Consider the following 15,482-nt stretch of genomic DNA (forward strand, 5'->3'; position numbering starts at 1 on the left):
AAGCACAGCGTTTAGCCGATGCGCGCCGCTCGCATAACGCCCGTCTGATTGATAATATCACTTGGCAATTTGCACAATCTCGGCTGCCAGAGTGATGGAGTCCTCAGCAAATCAGCCCTCAGCTTAAGGCTGACTTTTATTTCGCACATCCGTACGCTTCATGGGCGCGAGGAGCAAATAAAAACATGAACGGGCTGATCAGGCAGCACCTTCCGAAAAAAGCGAGACTTCACCACTGTGACAGAACAGGAAATAGTCACCGCCATGTGCTGATGAAACAACAGACCTAGAAAAAGGCTTGGATTCCAGCCGCCCGCTCAGGTATTCTTCTGTTCACGCGTTGCATTTCAAACTTGAATCCGCCTAAATATTCAATAACGAAAATAAAAAACTATGAACTTAAAACTGAAGCCTCTTCCCATCATGTTAATCACTGCGCTGTCTTTCCAGGGGTGCGCAACCAAAGGACCTAACGGCGAGAGTAGGTCGTTCAAAGAAACGTTTAAAGAAACATTCAACAGTGACGATCCTTGTTCAAATAGCAAGCGGAATGTTGGAATCGCCTTAGGCGCTGCGGGAGGTGTGTTGGTCGCTGTACTTACAGGAGATAAAAACTCACTGGGTCGAGCTGTCGTCGGCGGCATCATTGGTGCCGGCCTGGGCGGACTTATTGGACATGAGATCGGAAACCGTCAATGTGAGATTTCTAAAATCCAAAAAAAGTACGATGCTGAGATTCAAATGACTCCGCTGGCTCTACCCGTCGAGAGCAATAAAACGTCTGGTTCTACACAAACGACTTCAAACGGTAGCAACCCGCAAATGCTTGCAAACAATAAGACACAAGAGATTGGATTGTCTGTTGCTGTCGTAGACAAAGCGGGGGGTACGCAATTTGAAAGCGACTCTGATGTACTGCAACCCAAAGCGCGTGAGATGTTCCTTGAGATTGCAAAAACCTACACAAATCCTGAAAAGATGTTTGAGGCTAAGGCGGACAAAGAAAAGAAAGACATAGAAAAGGCATTTAATGACCGCCGTATCCTGCTGGTCGGACATACCGATGATACTGGAAGCACTCTTCATAATGCGGAACTTTCAGAGCGTCGTGCAAAAGTAATCGCAAAGCTTTTCAAAGAGGCAGGCGTTCCTGAAGATAAAGTGTTTTATCAGGGCGCTGGGGAAACGATGCCTGTTGCCGATAATGACACGCCTGAGGGCAGAGCGAAAAATAGACGCGTTGAAATTCTAGATCTCTCGAATGAACAGGTATTTGATATGTACCTCGTCAATAGACGACCCAATACGGCTTACTATAGATCTGCAGCCAAGGGGAATAGTCCGAGCTCGACATCTGCAGCGGTAGAGACTGCAATGAACGTCGAGGCTCCGCTGTCGGTGGCTGTTTCAAATACATCTAAGAAGACTAAAACCGCCGTCACGACTAATAAAAAGACATCAAAATCTCCTACAGTGCAAGCGAGTGCCCAGCCTAAGCAGAAAGTGGCTTCAGGTGAACGGTTTATTGATTTTGAAGGGAAGCCTTTCTCGGAGAGTCTGGCTCTTGTATCTACCGGCATGGTTGAAACAAAAAAATCTTCATCTTTTTCATTGATTAGCGAAGCTCGTGCGAGCGATATGCAATCTATTAGCACATGTAATGTTGATCGCCCTCGGAGTTCTGGGGCTGTAAAGTCACTAAAAGATGGTTTGGCATATAAAACGGCTGAATACATGCCGGGCATGTATGGAAGAACCTGGGCAGATATGGTTGGAAAGAATCTTGTGGTGCTCAATAAGGTCTCTGTTTTAAGGGAGGGTTTAGTGCCAGGCAATAAACCCGAATTGAAAGTATATTCAAACTATAAATCTAGCCATCGCGATCAAACGCCAGATGTGTTCATTAATCCGGATGTAAACACCTATCAAACAACCAATGGCCTGTTGTACAGAGTGTTTGCAAATGGGGATCATGGGATTCAGTGTATGGATATTTTGATGCCGGTATCAAATGCGACGGTTGCCAAAGACGGTAAATTAATTTACGGAAATGGCGCAGCCGAGTTCGTTTCAGATTTCAAACCAAAAATAAAGAGTTAAGGAGAGGGAATGTTAGACGCAATCAAATCATTATTCGAAACTGCGCCTGTGTTGGCGTGGTCGATTGTCGGCGTATTAGCCGCGCTTGTTGTCATTGCTACCATGTGGGAGAAAGTAAAGTGGTGGTGGATGAACACATGGATGAGCTTCCCCCTCATCGGGAAAATCGCTAGGTATAGCAAAGATACCAATAGAGCATACGGCCACGAGAACTGGTTGAAATCAGAGCGCGCGCTCTGTATGGAATACAAGCAGTTCGTCAGAGTGATTAGCGAGCATGATTACAATGAAAAGGTTGAGTATCTGGTTTTAGCTGGCGATAACGGTAGAGGCTTGATGCCTGGTAGTCTTTGGCCTTTAATCATACTGATGGTATTCGTTGAGGCGATGGGTTTCAGTTATGTATTGGCTGGCTTCACCATTCCCGGTGCCAGCGAGAACGTACAACAATACGGTGCATATGGTATTGCCTTCCTTATCTCTGGTTTATTGATTTTCCTGACCCACTATGCGGGTCAAGAGCTTTATAGAAACTCAAAGATTAATGAAGCCCGTTCAGAGTGGCAACAAGCAGGTCGCGAGCGTGAGCTTAAGTCCGCAACGGTGCCGCTGTCTAAACCTCAGAATGTTGACCAAGACTACCCAGACTATACCCGTAGGATCAATCGTATCGGCAGCAGTATCGCTAGCTATAAGATGTCTATTGGTACGGCCATTTTTGTCGCTGTGATTGCGATTGGTGCAACATATGTTCGTGGTCAAGTTCTCGAAAAAATGGTCGCAGAAGAGACGGTCGCTCAAAAGTCTAGTATCGAATCTAACGCGGGTGGTTCTGATGGTTTGGATATGTCTGATATCCAGCTGCCTGCTGCAGACCAAGCTTCTGATAATCAAGCTCAATTTAAAGCTGTAAACGATAATGCTAGTAATGATCTGAAAGGGGGCTGGGGTACATTTATTATTTTGGCTTTCATCTTCGCTGGATTGCAGGCATTAGGCGTATTCTTTGGCTTTAAATGGGGGTTTGCTGGCCAAAATAGTAATCAGGCTTATCGTGCTATCGGTAGTGGCAAGTTTGGGTCATATGAAGAAATTTTGCATTATTACAACCATGTTGCTGATGTTGCTCAATCCAAACTCGAAGAGCTTCAGCAAAGAGTGATGGAATACATCTCACGTGAGGGTACGAGCAATATTCAAGCTGGCAAGCATACTTTCAGGCAGTTCATGCAGGATGAAAGAGAAGCTCAAGCGAAAGATCGCGAGCATCAATTAAGCCAGAAACACTCATCCCGACAGCCTGCCCCATCACCGAGAGTTGAGTCTAAGGTTGAAGGTGATGATCAGCCATTGAGTTTAGATTCGGCTATGTCGCAGATCAATGCTCTGGAGTCCAAAGAGGATAAAAAGGCCTACATAAACACGTTGCCAGAATCCCTCAAAGCTGAGGTAATGCATGCGCTGAAGCAAGCGAAAGACGCTCAGCAAGCAAAGGCAGCAAAGATGAATGAAGAGTTGGATGGTTTGTTATGATGAGAAATTTGTTTGCGTTTTTACTGATAAGCATGTCGGTAACAACTTTTGCGGGTACTCAGAATGCTGTTCAGAGTTGTTATTCTGACAAACTAAAAGCGCCGAATGGCGCTAAAGTGGGTACGGAGTTGTTCATTATCATTGATCAAACAACTGTTTTTGATAGCGAATTGAAACAATCTATCGCAAACAACATAAAACCATTTCTGCAGCCTGGTAACGCTCTTTCAGTGACCAAGTTTTCGGCCTTCACAAAAGGGCATTACACTGATGTTGTGGTCAATATTGTGTTAGATGCTGAGTTGAGTCAAGCCGAACGAAATGACGTTTCAAAACCCGTGCTTGCTAAGTTTGATCAGTGTAGTAAAAGTCAGCTCAAGTTAGCCGGGCAAGCAATCGGAGGTGGTTTGAAAGCCGCTTTCGGGGATAGTACCAACACGATAGACAAATCAGATGTCTTAACCAGTTTGAAAGATATCTCCGCTCGAGTAAAGAAATCTACTGCTGATCGTAAGATTGTACTGCTCGCATCAGACATGCTTGAAAACTCTTCATTATCAAGTTTCTACGCCAAGCAGGCTGTCCGTTTGATTGATCCTAAAAAGGAGCTTGAAATAGTCACGAAAAATGGCGCGTTTGGTGACTTTGGTGGGGCAGATGTATTTGTCATTGGCGCCGGTTTGCTTTCCGAAGATGTTCAATCTGCGAAGGTATACCGTTCACCTCAAGTCATGGGTTCATTGAAAAATTTTTGGGAAGAGTGGTTTGATCGCTCAAAAGCCAAACTGATGGACTTCGGGGCTCCAGCCTTATTAAGCCCTGTAAGTTAAGCTCACTAAAAATACCCAATATTGTTTATTGGGTATTTTTCTATGCCGCGGAAAACGCCTTCTGCAAACCTTAAGTTGATTGGGCGAAAAGTTACTTGATCAGAGTACATTGATAAATGAGGGTGTCCTGGAGGGTGTCCTGACTTTAGTACCTAAACTGGGTTATGCTTTTTTACAACCTTGCTTGATAAATAGAGAAACACATCATTGTTTGCCTTACAGTTGCATAAAGTTAACACCGACCTCACGTTCCACATCAACACCAGCTTCTGTCGTGGTATACGTCAAATGACAAACCATCGCAGGATGACTTAATACTTTGGCATTGAATAACGCATACACCTCTCCGTTTGCTACCCGCGCAGAAGCAGTGACTAATCCTGGATGACCCTCTCTATACAATTTGCTCCCAATTTGATGGGTCAGCGTATAGTCTGATGCATGTGTAATGGCTGGGTGATTTGCGATCATGGGCCGCAAATCTATTAATAATCCATCGCACTGCACCTGATAGACTTTACGTTCCATCACAATCCCTGCCTGCGTATATCCGGCATCATCTAGCAAGCGGTTCTTCCAGTGATGCACCGTTTCGTAAACGCTGGTTTCTATCGTATCCGCACCGTACCAAACACCGAAGCCACCATCAGAATAACGGCTGACCGAGGTATGCTTAAATGGGTAAGCAATGGCATTCTCCCACTCCGCCTGCTCAAAAGGGCGGTCAATCACCGGCTGTGTAGACTGGTACAGGCCAGGTTTAGTGTGCATTTCTAAGGCTTGTGCTGAACGCCATGCCTCGGGGTCATCACTCAGATCATCAAATAAATCTTGTGAGACCCGTAACGACACGATATTTCTGATCAGGGGCTGATGTATATCAGCCAATGTGAGTGCACTAAACAGATCTTGCATTACTGCCCACGCGCCCGGTCAAGATAGCTGCGCACGTAAAGCAAGCCAGGAAAACCCAACTCAACGATGGTTTCAATCGGCGTTTGCCCATGAAAAGCCTTATTTCTGGTTTTCATCCAGCCATAAGCGAGTTCAGGATTTTGTGGAAAAAGTAAGCGTAACGCCTTGTGTATGGCCAACAAATTACCGGCCCTATCTAACATGTCGCGGCTGGCCGAGATTGCCTCGCCTTTTTTATAGCGTGTCAGCGCTGCACGGTTTTCAAGCGACAAACCCAAGGCAGCCAACTTTTCCTCACTGTTCAATTGCCACAAATCGAACAGGGTTAACAACATGGGCGTAATCTTGCTGCGGTCAACCTCAAGCGCTTGCTGGGGTATGGTAGCGCGCAAAGCAGTCATATTCACCTCCAAAAAAATATCAATTCACACAAATTATGTTATAAATATTACATAAAAATTCATTTCACGCAAGTTTGATGATCACAAGAAAAAACGGCCACCTGCTGGTGGCCGCTTGTTTAATGACGACAAAACTACTGACGAATCAGGTAATCAAACGCACCAAGCGCTGCATTTGAACCTTCACCCATCGCAATGACAATTTGCTTGTAAGGGATGGTGGTGACATCCCCAGCCGCAAACACGCCTGGCAATGAGGTGGCATTGTGGTTATTAATCTCAATTTCACCATATTTGCTCAGGTTTAAGCTGCCTTTCAACCAGTCACTGTTAGGCACCAGGCCAATCTGGATAAATACACCTTCTAACGCGACATGCTTGCTCTCGCCACTCACGCGGTCAATATAAGTCAGGCCATTGACGCGTGTGCCATCGCCAGTGATTTCACTGGTTTGTGCACTGGTTAAAATAGTGACATTTTGCAATGAGCGCAGCTTGCGTTGCAGCACGGCATCCGCTTTTAACTCGGTGTCAAACTGCAACAGCGTCACATGACCCACCACACCCGCCAGGTCAATCGCGGCTTCTACGCCAGAGTTGCCACCGCCAATCACCGCCACGTGCTTGCCTTTAAATAACGGGCCATCGCAGTGTGGGCAGTAAGCCACGCCTTTGTTTTTGTATTGCTCTTCACCAGGCACGTTTAAATTTCTCCAACGCGCGCCAGTGGCCAAAATCACAGATTTGCTGCGCAAAATCGCACCACTTTCCAGCTTCACTTCAATCAAACCGGCATGCTTGTTGTCTTTTTGTGGCTCGCTCAAACCAACTGCACGTTGCAGAGGCATAATATCCACGTCGTAAGACTTAACATGCTCTTCGAGTGCCGCCACCAGTTTTGGGCCTTCGGTTTCTTTGACAGAAATAAAGTTTTCAATCGCCAGCGTGTCGTTGACCTGACCACCGAAACGATCGGCCACGATGCCGGTACGAATGCCTTTACGCGCCGCATAAATCGCCGCCGATGCACCCGCCGGGCCACCGCCCACCACCAGCACATCAAACGCCTCTTTGGCATTAAGCTTTTCGGCGTCTTTAGCCACGGCGCCAGTATCGACCTTGGCCAGAATTTCCTCGACCAGCATACGGCCAGACGCAAACATTTCACCATTTAAAAAGGTCGCAGGCACCGCCATAATATTGCGCGCATTGACTTCGTCCTGATACAAGCCGCCATCAATCACTGTCACATTGATGCGTGGGTTAAACACCGTCATCAATGTGGTTGCCTGCACCACGTCCGGGCAGTTATGGCAAGACAAGCTCATATACACTTCAAAGTTCAAATCGCTGTCCAGCGCTTTAATCTGGTCGAGCACATCCTGCTCTACTTTTGGTGGATGGCCGCCCGTCCACAACAAAGCCAACACCAGCGAAGTGAATTCATGGCCTAATGGAATCGCCGCAAAACGCACACCGTGTGTTTCGCCTTCTTTGGCGATCACGAATGAAGGTTTACGCGCATCGTTGCCAGCTTCATCCAGGCTCACTTTGTCTGACAAAGCAGCAATTTCTTGCAGCAACTCACGCATATTGCTTGCATTAGCGCTGTCATCGAGGGACGCAATCAGACGGATAGGCTGACGCAGCATGCCCAGGTAGGTTTGCAGTTGTGTCTTTAAGGTATCGTCTAACATTTTTTATTCTCCAAATTCACGCATTGACTAAAGCTTGCGGCAACAGTCCGCCGTGGCCATCACGGATGGCAATCAAAAAACAGTGGGGGAAGCTCGCTCAGGTAAAACCACCTTTAGGTAAAAAACACCTAGTGAGTTTACCTGAGCGCCCTGCGCAAGCAGGGCTTTGCTCAAAACACTAGACTTAGATCTTACCGACCAAGTCCAATGATGGTGTCAATGTTGCAGCACCGTCGTTCCATTTAGCTGGGCAAACCTGACCAGGGTGAGCAGCGGTGTATTGTGCTGCCTTCAGCTTACGCAAGGTTTCTTTCACATCGCGGGCAATTTCGTTGCTGTGTACTTCAGCCGTTTTGATCACGCCTTCTGCGTTAATCACGAATGTACCGCGCAATGCCAAACCTTCTTCTTCAATATGCACGTCAAACGCACGTGTCAATTGGTGAGTTGGGTCGCCAACCAGTGGGAATTTTGCTTTACCTACCGCTGGTGAAGTCTCGTGCCAAACCTTGTGGGAGAAGTGGGTATCGGTGGTCACGATGTACACTTCAGCACCAGCCTTCTGGAACTCTGCGTAGTTGTCAGCCGCATCTTCAACTTCTGTTGGGCAGTTGAAAGTGAACGCTGCTGGCATAAAAATCAACACAGACCATTTGCCTTTTAAAGACTCTTCAGTCACTTCGATAAATTTACCGTTGTGGAATGCTTGCGCCTTGAATGGTTGTACTTGCGTGTTAATCAATGACATGTAGTTCTCCTTTATGATGTTTAAAATAGTGCTGCATTAAACAGGGTTTATTAAAAAATTTGCTGCTAATCAACAGCCAATGGATGCATTCTAAGCATACATATACAATATGTAAAATTGATTATTTTAATTTTGTTGATAAATTTAATTTATCAACAAAATATTCAGGTCGACACAGTGACCTGGCCATGACCTTCAAAGCCCAGGTTATCCTGCCAGTTTACCGCAATCACATCACCCACCTTGGCCTCTTTAAGATAAAAGGTAAAGTAAGGGTTACGCGAAATACCGGTGCCGGTTTGCGCATCGACAATCACTTGCCCATTGAGCACCACCTGCATCAGCTGCATAAAATGCGCAGGCAGTAACTGGCCATCGTCGTTTTTGCTACGTCCCGTGCGCATCGGGTGCAGAATAATGATTTTGAGCTCGGTAATCTGCTTACCAAGCAGCTCATCGTCCAATAAGCGCGCGCGCATCTTCATGCTGCTCGCAAACGGCTCTTCACGCTCACTGCCAGCACAGCCATCCTCCAGCACAATCACTTGGCGGCGCTGTTGCTGAAACTGCCCGCTCGCCTGCTGCGCCAGGGCAATCACCTCACCCGACTGCGCCAGTTTAATGCGCGTCACCAGCTTGGGCAGCACTTGCTTGCCCAACTCAAAACTGGCAATCAACGGCGTCGGGTTAGCATCTGCCAGCAAACGCAAACTGCTGACACTACCCACTGCCTGCTTACTCGTCAGTTCAACCTGCACCACCGCGCCATTTTCAGCTTTTTGTGGCGCATCAATCTGCAAATCAGGTGACACAGGCACAGCCGTGGCTTTCAGTGCCGCCATCACCTGTGTGGTTTGTTTGGCCTCAAATGCCTGCGCAAACCAGGCAGCCGCTTCCACTTTGCGTGCCAACAACCAAAATGGCATGGCGGCTAACGCCAAGCCAGCTTTTAACCACGCACGTCGTTGCAACGCTGCTGATGTTTGCATATGGCCCCTGTCATCCGTTTTTATCATCGCCTTGCTCAAGTTTGAGTTGCTGCCTAAGCGTTTTCAGCCGTGCCTCGACTTTCGATTGCAAATAAAAATCGCCATCTTTGGCTTTGCTGGCAATTTCAAGCTGGTCAATCGCACGTGGCAAATCATATTTGCGCACATAGCTCTCACCCAAAGCCTGGTGCCGCAACATCTGCTTGCCCTGCCCCTGATACGCCGCTGCCAGCCAGTCATATAGCTTGGGGTCGTCAGGAAAGTTTTCCAGTTGCTTTTGGATAAACGTCACCGCTTGCGGCCATTGATTAGCGCGTATTAATGACTCAGCCTCACCTTGTGCCAACATTCTATGCTTGGGGTACTGCTGCAAGCCCTGCATAAATTGCGCCTGTGCCTGCGCCACTTGCCCCAGCTTGGCCAGGGTCACCGCTTTTAAGGTCACCAGATAAGGGTTGGCCATGCCATGTTGCACCAGCCAATCTACCTCAAGCTGCGCATTTTTAGCCTGATTCGCACGCAGCCAGGCATAAGCCAAACCATAGTGCTCCGCTTGTTCGTTCTGGTAGCGGCCTTCATTAATATTATTCTGAAACTCCTCGACCATTTGCTGCGGCGCGCCCTGAAAAGCACGAATTTTTGCCCGCATCATAAAAAAAGTCAGGCCTTCACTTGCCTGCTTGTAAGGCAGGTTTTGCACCCGGTTACCAATATCGGCGATGCGTTCACTGGTGAGCGGGTGCGTACGCAAATAGCTGGGCATGCTGCCACCATCAGAAAAGCGTGTCGCCCGCTGCATGGTGGTAAAAAAAGCGGGCATGGCGCGCACATCAAACCCGGCGTCCTGCAAAATGGTCAGGCCAACCCGGTCTGCCTCGCGCTCGTGCTCACGGGTGTAATCAAGCTGCTTTTGAATACCAGCTGCAGACGCGGCCGTCATGGCGCCCATCCCCACTTGCGGGTTAGAACGCGCAATCAATAACGCCAATGCAGTCGCGGCGATATTTTTAAACATATCGTACTTTTGTGACGCCAGCATACGCGCCAAATGATGCTGAGTAACGTGGCCGATTTCGTGCCCCAGCACACTGGCCAGCTCCGACTCACTATTGGCCGCCATAAACAAACCGGTATGCACGCCAATCACGCCGCCAGGCATGGCGAATGCGTTTATGGTTTTATCCTGCACCACAAAAAAATAAAACTTTTGTTGCCGGTCCGGGCTGCTTTCACCCAAGCGCGAGCCTAACGCCTGCAAGTAATCCGTCACTTCGGCGTCATCGAGCACATCCTCGCTGGTCGCTACCTGCTTGAGAATCTGGTGCGCAATTTTTTCTTCATCGCGCAATGACAACACCGTTTGTGATGCATCCCCCAGCTCAGGTAATTGGTTAGATGAATCTGACGGCAAATGCAGGTCAAGATCATCCGGCTCATAAGGCTTGCCAGAAAACACGCCGGTAGAGTAATTTGCCAGCAACGTCGCGCCCGGCACCAACAACAAGCCGCACAGCAGCAAGCCGCGCACCCAGCGCCGGCTACTCTGTTGATAAGCATGTGTAATGTGTTTTAAAGCCATGATTCCAGCGTTTGAAATGGTAGGGCACCGATCAGAAGCCTGTGCCAAGCACCCAAACTTGTTATGATAACGACTTCATCGCATGAGTTCACCCTTTTTCATCCTAGCCAACGCCATGACCAAACAAACCTCAGGACTCACTCACTTTAATGCCCAAGGCCATGCGCACATGGTCGATATCGGTGACAAAGCGCATAGCAAACGCATTGCCATTGCCGAAGGCCATATTCAGATGCAAGCGGCCACTTTACAGACCATTCTGCAAGGCAACGCCAAAAAAGGTGACGTGCTCGGCATCGCCCGCATCGCCGCCATTCAGGCCAGTAAAAAAACCAGTGATTTGATTCCACTCTGCCATCCGCTCAGCCTAAGCCGGGTCGATGTCAGTTTTATGGCAGACGAAACGCAGCACAGCATCAGTTGCCGAGTGCAATGCGAGACGACAGGCCAGACGGGCGTTGAAATGGAAGCACTCACCGCGGTGCAGGTTGGTTTGCTGACGATTTACGATATGTGCAAGGCAATTGATAGAGGCATGACGATACAAGGCGTTAGAGTGCTGGAGAAGCATGGTGGGAATAGTGGGGATTGGGTAGCTGACTAAACCACGCAAAGTTGTCTAATACGAAGTGATAGCTTTTTAAACAGCGATTGTCTTCTGAGGCATTCTTTTTCGCCTTGATGGCGAGTTACTTTTTTTGCTTGCCCCAAAAAAGTAACCAAAGAAGAGGGCACCCAGCCATCACGGCCTGCGGCTCCCTTGCGTTGCTCAACAAAATAAGCCGGTCACGAAACTCGCCCTGACAAGCCACACACTTCGTGGCTTGTTGCGGAGCTCAGACAGTCGCTCCCTCTACTCTTATTTTGTCTCCGCTACTCAGCGTGATGGGATGGGATGGGATTATTCTCATCTAAGTAGCACCACCACAGTTTGGACGGTTGAAAAACCAGATTTTTTTGTTAAATCCACCGAGCTGTTGCGCTCACGGGTTTTCGGGGTCCCCATCTGCCGCGCCGAGTAGCGCAGGCGAAGTGGGAGTTTTCGGCCATCGGCTGTTTGAGCTCCGCGGTGGCTTGCGCAGTGTGCAAGCCGCTAGGGCGAGTTTCGATGGACGCCCACTTTGGCGAGCAACGCAGGAATCAAGCGGAAGCTGGGGTGCATTTCTTTTGGTTACTTGTTCTTTGTGCAAGCAAAGAAAAGTAACTCGCCGAAAAGGCGAAAAGCAACATCCCAAAAAATCTCAACCGCGTGGGCATCAATACCCACCCTAAGACTGAAAAATCGAAAAACAACATCCCAACTAAAGAGCAACCTTTGATTGCAATCTCACCAGGCCTAGATTCCGGCCTACGCCGGAATGGCGCATCAGCAGTGAATATGGCCGAGAAGCAAAAAGAATAACCTTCCCAACTTAATCCAACAACGCCGCAATCCGCCGCGCGCACTCTGGCGCCATGGTGACGCCATAGCGAAAATGCCCGGTATTCAAGTACAAATTCTCAATCTGAGCATGCCGCCCAATGGTGGGGATATTATGTGGTGTGCCTGGACGCAAACCACTCCAGTGTTTGATAATCGGCTGTCCGCGCAAGGCCGGTAAAATAGCCTCCGCTTTTTGTAGCATTTCCTGCCGCATGCTGTCCGTCACACCAGTATCAAAACCGACATCCTCTAAGCTGCTACCAGCCAGCAAATGGCCATCTCGCCGTTGCAGCATGTAAAAACCATCCCGATACACAATATGCGGCAACAGGCCAGGCGTCATTTGATAGAGCAACATTTGCCCACGCATGGGCTTGATGTCTAGCGTTGAGGTGGTTTGCTTGAGTAGCTCAAAACTCCAGGCACCCGAAGTCACTACAAATGCATCGGCAGACAAGGTATCGCCAGTAGTGGTTTGCCAGCTGGTGATAGGCGCGCTGCTTTCTTGCAGCGGTATAAGTTGGGTTTGCTCGCGCAAGCTGACACCATGTTTAATCAACCAGGCTTTGAGTGATTGCAGCAAGCGCGGATTGCGGACTTGCACCACTTCGGGAATCAACAAGTCGTCGCCCTGCAACGCATACTCCAGGCCAAAACGCGTACACCATGTGACTGCTTGTGGCTGGTCAAACGGCGCTTGAATCAGCATGCCGCTACGGGTGCACTCTGGATCTATGCCGGTTTCGGCAAATAGCTCGGCACTCACGGCTGGGTAGGCACGCGCACCCGCCAGCGCCAACTCATTGACGACATCCTGGTAAAACCATGGCAATAAAGGGAACGCAATGCCCGCACCCGCCCAAGATGACTCGCCAGAGGTTTGTGCGGCAATGATGTTGCGCTCAACCAGCGTGACCGCATGGCCTTGCTTGCGCAATTGCATCGCAGTCAGGCATCCGACGATGCCGCCTCCGACCACCACCACTGAACTGTTAGCCATAAAACTCTTTTGAAAGACGCTGAAAAACCTGACCGGCTGATACTTAGCCAGTCAGGTCATGAGAGGGTATTGTCTTACGGTTTGCGTCCGGAAATCAAATAAACTTCCATCGCAATCAGGGCGGCATTACTGCCCAGCAACACCAGAATATCGCCCTCATTCAGCATGATGTCATCGCGGGGCGCGATGGGCTCAGGCATATTCGGGCGACGCAATTGCTTGACCTCCACCGCAAAATCACCAAACGGGATATGGTCAATGCGCAAGCCGTGTGCATAAAAGTTTTTATACACTTCGACCGAGTGCAACTGCGGTAACGAGGCGGTCGCGGTATCAGCATCACTCACGCCGCGGAAGTAACCCTTGAACATTTTGTAACGCTCTTCACGGAACAAACGAATGCGCTTAACCACGCGGTTAAGCGGAACACCCAAGGTCACCAATGCATGGGACGCCAGCATCAGACTCCCTTCCAGGATTTCTGGCACCACTTCGGCCGCACCGGCGTCTCTCAGTGCATCCATTTCACTGTCATCATGCGTACGCACAATCACTGGCAAACTAGGATTAAGCTCTTGAATCACATGCAACACTTTCATGGTGCCGCGTGTTTCAGCATAACTGATGATGACTGCTTTGGCCCTCGCCAAGCCAGCGGCTTCCAGCACCGAGCGCCGTCCGGCATCGCCGTAAATCACGTTTTCACCGGCAGAGGCCGCCTCTTGCACGCGGCTGGCATCCATATCGAGTGCGACATACGGGATATTTTCTTCGCGCAAAAAACGCCCCAGATATTGGCCGCTACGGCCATAGCCGCAAATAATCACATGGTCACGCAGGTCCTGGCTATGCTCTTGGATGGTATCCACCACCTTGATGCTGTTGCGGCTGTAACTTTTGACCAGTGCACGCGCAATACGCCCATTTTTTTGAATAATAAACGGCGCAACGAGCATGGATAATACGGCAACAGACAACACCAGTTGCAAGGAGTCGCCATCAATCAGGTTAGTTTGCAAACCGAGCGCCAGCACCACAAAGCTAAACTCACCGGCCTGCCCTAAAATAATGCCGGTACGCACACCGACGCCCATTTCAAAGCCGTAGAACTTGGTTAATAGTGCGATCAGGCCGATCTTGAAAACCAGGAACAAAATCAGCAGCAAAATAATGAGCCCAATATGCTCAACAAGCACCGACACGTTGAGCAACATACCGACACTGATAAAAAACAGCCCCAGCAAAATATCGCGGAAAGGCGCAATATCAGACTCTACCTGGTAGCGGTACTTGGTTTCAGAAATCAGCATGCCCGCTACAAACGCGCCCAGGGCATAGGATAAGCCAACAAAGTTGGTGGCAGCGGCCATCAGCAATGTCACCATTAATACATTCAGCACAAACAGTTCACGCGAGCGTTGTTTGGCCACCAGCTCAAACCAGAAGTTGAGGATATTCTTACCAAATTTGAACAGTAAAAACAGCAGAATTGAAGACTTGAACAAGGTCAGGCCCAACACATCCATCCAGTTATCGCTGTGCGATCCCAGTGTTTGAATCAGCACCAGAATAGGGATCACCGCCAGGTCTTGAAATAACAAGACACCGATACTCAAACGGCCGTGCCTGGAATTTAAATCGACCCGTTCCATAAGGATTTTGGACACAATGGCGGTCGACGACATGGTGATTGCGGCACCAATAATAAAGGCTGAAGTCAGGCTAAGCCCGGCCATTTTGCCGAGGACCAAGCTGGCCAGCAAGGTCAGCACCACCTGGCCACCACCTAACCCAAACAGGGTTTTGCGCATGGCATAGAGCTTGGGCAGGCTGAATTCAAGCCCGATACTAAACATCAAAAACACAATGCCGAACTCGGCCACCTGGCGGCCAGTTTCTTCATCTTCGAGCAAGCCTAGCGCGTGCGGGCCGAGCACAATGCCGATCATGAAGTAAGCCAGCATGGCTGGCAAACCCAGGATACGGAATAAGCCGACGGCAAACACCGAGCTGGTTAACAGTAATAATAAATGGATCAGGGAATCAAACATGCAAAAATTCTAAAAGCATTAATGTCAGACCGAACAGATGCATGTCGGCCAGCAAACAATCTATTATGACGAATAGTCAGTGATATATTCTAAAACACTTGTGTTTCAGGATGATGCATCCTGCCACAAAACACTCTTTTATGCAAAAAATGTGCCCGTTAATAAAAAATCCGCAAAAAAGATGCGTTTTACTTTCTTGCCGGGGGCGTCACTTGC

The 15,482-nt window shown here is 48.8% G+C and carries 12 protein-coding genes; 4 read left to right on the plus strand and 8 right to left on the minus strand.

What is annotated here, in order from left to right:
- Positions 1 to 393: 393 nt before the first annotated feature.
- From METH5_RS0104700 to METH5_RS0104710, 3 genes are read left to right on the plus strand one after another with little or no spacing between them, the layout of a single operon-like run.
- Positions 394 to 2,100, plus strand: coding sequence for an OmpA family protein (locus tag METH5_RS0104700; RefSeq protein WP_029147422.1), 1,707 nt, complete (start codon positions 394 to 396; stop codon positions 2,098 to 2,100).
- A 9-nt stretch (positions 2,101 to 2,109) separates the two neighbouring features.
- Positions 2,110 to 3,633, plus strand: a complete 1,524-nt coding sequence (locus METH5_RS0104705; RefSeq protein WP_029147423.1) for a hypothetical protein — start codon at positions 2,110 to 2,112, stop codon at positions 3,631 to 3,633.
- Positions 3,630 to 4,463, plus strand: a complete 834-nt coding sequence (locus METH5_RS0104710; protein ID WP_051412857.1) for a hypothetical protein — start codon at positions 3,630 to 3,632, stop codon at positions 4,461 to 4,463. The genes METH5_RS0104705 and METH5_RS0104710 overlap by 4 nt, the downstream gene beginning before the upstream one ends.
- A gap of 216 nt (positions 4,464 to 4,679) precedes the next feature.
- Here the strand turns inward: METH5_RS0104710 and METH5_RS0104715 are convergent, their stop codons facing one another.
- The 6 genes from METH5_RS0104715 to METH5_RS0104740 all read right to left on the minus strand — a co-directional run bounded on the left by METH5_RS0104715 (position 4,680) and on the right by METH5_RS0104740 (position 10,792).
- Positions 4,680 to 5,378, minus strand: a complete 699-nt coding sequence (locus tag METH5_RS0104715; RefSeq protein ID WP_029147425.1) for an RES family NAD+ phosphorylase — start codon at positions 5,376 to 5,378, stop codon at positions 4,680 to 4,682.
- Positions 5,378 to 5,779, minus strand: coding sequence for an MbcA/ParS/Xre antitoxin family protein (locus METH5_RS0104720; RefSeq protein ID WP_051412859.1), 402 nt, complete (start codon positions 5,777 to 5,779; stop codon positions 5,378 to 5,380). The genes METH5_RS0104715 and METH5_RS0104720 overlap by 1 nt, the downstream gene beginning before the upstream one ends.
- A gap of 134 nt (positions 5,780 to 5,913) precedes the next feature.
- Positions 5,914 to 7,476: an alkyl hydroperoxide reductase subunit F gene (gene ahpF, locus METH5_RS0104725; RefSeq protein WP_029147427.1), complete on the minus strand. Its 1,563-nt coding sequence runs from the start codon at positions 7,474 to 7,476 to the stop codon at positions 5,914 to 5,916.
- A 184-nt stretch (positions 7,477 to 7,660) separates the two neighbouring features.
- Positions 7,661 to 8,224 carry an alkyl hydroperoxide reductase subunit C gene (gene ahpC / locus METH5_RS0104730; RefSeq protein WP_029147428.1) on the minus strand — a complete coding sequence of 188 codons (564 nt, stop codon included), beginning with the start codon at positions 8,222 to 8,224 and terminating at the stop codon, positions 7,661 to 7,663.
- 164 nt (positions 8,225 to 8,388) lie between these two features.
- Complete coding sequence (gene soxZ, locus METH5_RS15415; protein WP_081726759.1) at positions 8,389 to 9,213, minus strand: thiosulfate oxidation carrier complex protein SoxZ; 825 nt, start codon at positions 9,211 to 9,213, stop codon at positions 8,389 to 8,391.
- A gap of 10 nt (positions 9,214 to 9,223) precedes the next feature.
- Positions 9,224 to 10,792: a M48 family metalloprotease gene (locus tag METH5_RS0104740; protein WP_088177780.1), complete on the minus strand. Its 1,569-nt coding sequence runs from the start codon at positions 10,790 to 10,792 to the stop codon at positions 9,224 to 9,226.
- A 115-nt stretch (positions 10,793 to 10,907) separates the two neighbouring features.
- Here METH5_RS0104740 and moaC point away from each other — a divergent pair, with 115 nt between their 5' ends.
- Positions 10,908 to 11,396, plus strand: coding sequence for a cyclic pyranopterin monophosphate synthase MoaC (gene moaC / locus METH5_RS0104745; protein ID WP_029147431.1), 489 nt, complete (start codon positions 10,908 to 10,910; stop codon positions 11,394 to 11,396).
- An 808-nt stretch (positions 11,397 to 12,204) separates the two neighbouring features.
- Here moaC and METH5_RS0104750 read toward each other — a convergent pair.
- Both METH5_RS0104750 and METH5_RS0104755 read right to left on the minus strand, forming a co-directional pair.
- Complete coding sequence (locus METH5_RS0104750) at positions 12,205 to 13,215, minus strand: FAD-binding oxidoreductase (protein WP_029147432.1); 1,011 nt, start codon at positions 13,213 to 13,215, stop codon at positions 12,205 to 12,207.
- A gap of 74 nt (positions 13,216 to 13,289) precedes the next feature.
- Positions 13,290 to 15,266, minus strand: a complete 1,977-nt coding sequence (locus METH5_RS0104755) for a cation:proton antiporter (protein WP_029147433.1) — start codon at positions 15,264 to 15,266, stop codon at positions 13,290 to 13,292.
- Between the last annotated feature and the right edge of the window lie 216 nt (positions 15,267 to 15,482).

It is taken from the genome of Methylophilus sp. 5, from assembly GCF_000515275.1.
GTDB lineage: Bacteria > Pseudomonadota > Gammaproteobacteria > Burkholderiales > Methylophilaceae > Methylophilus.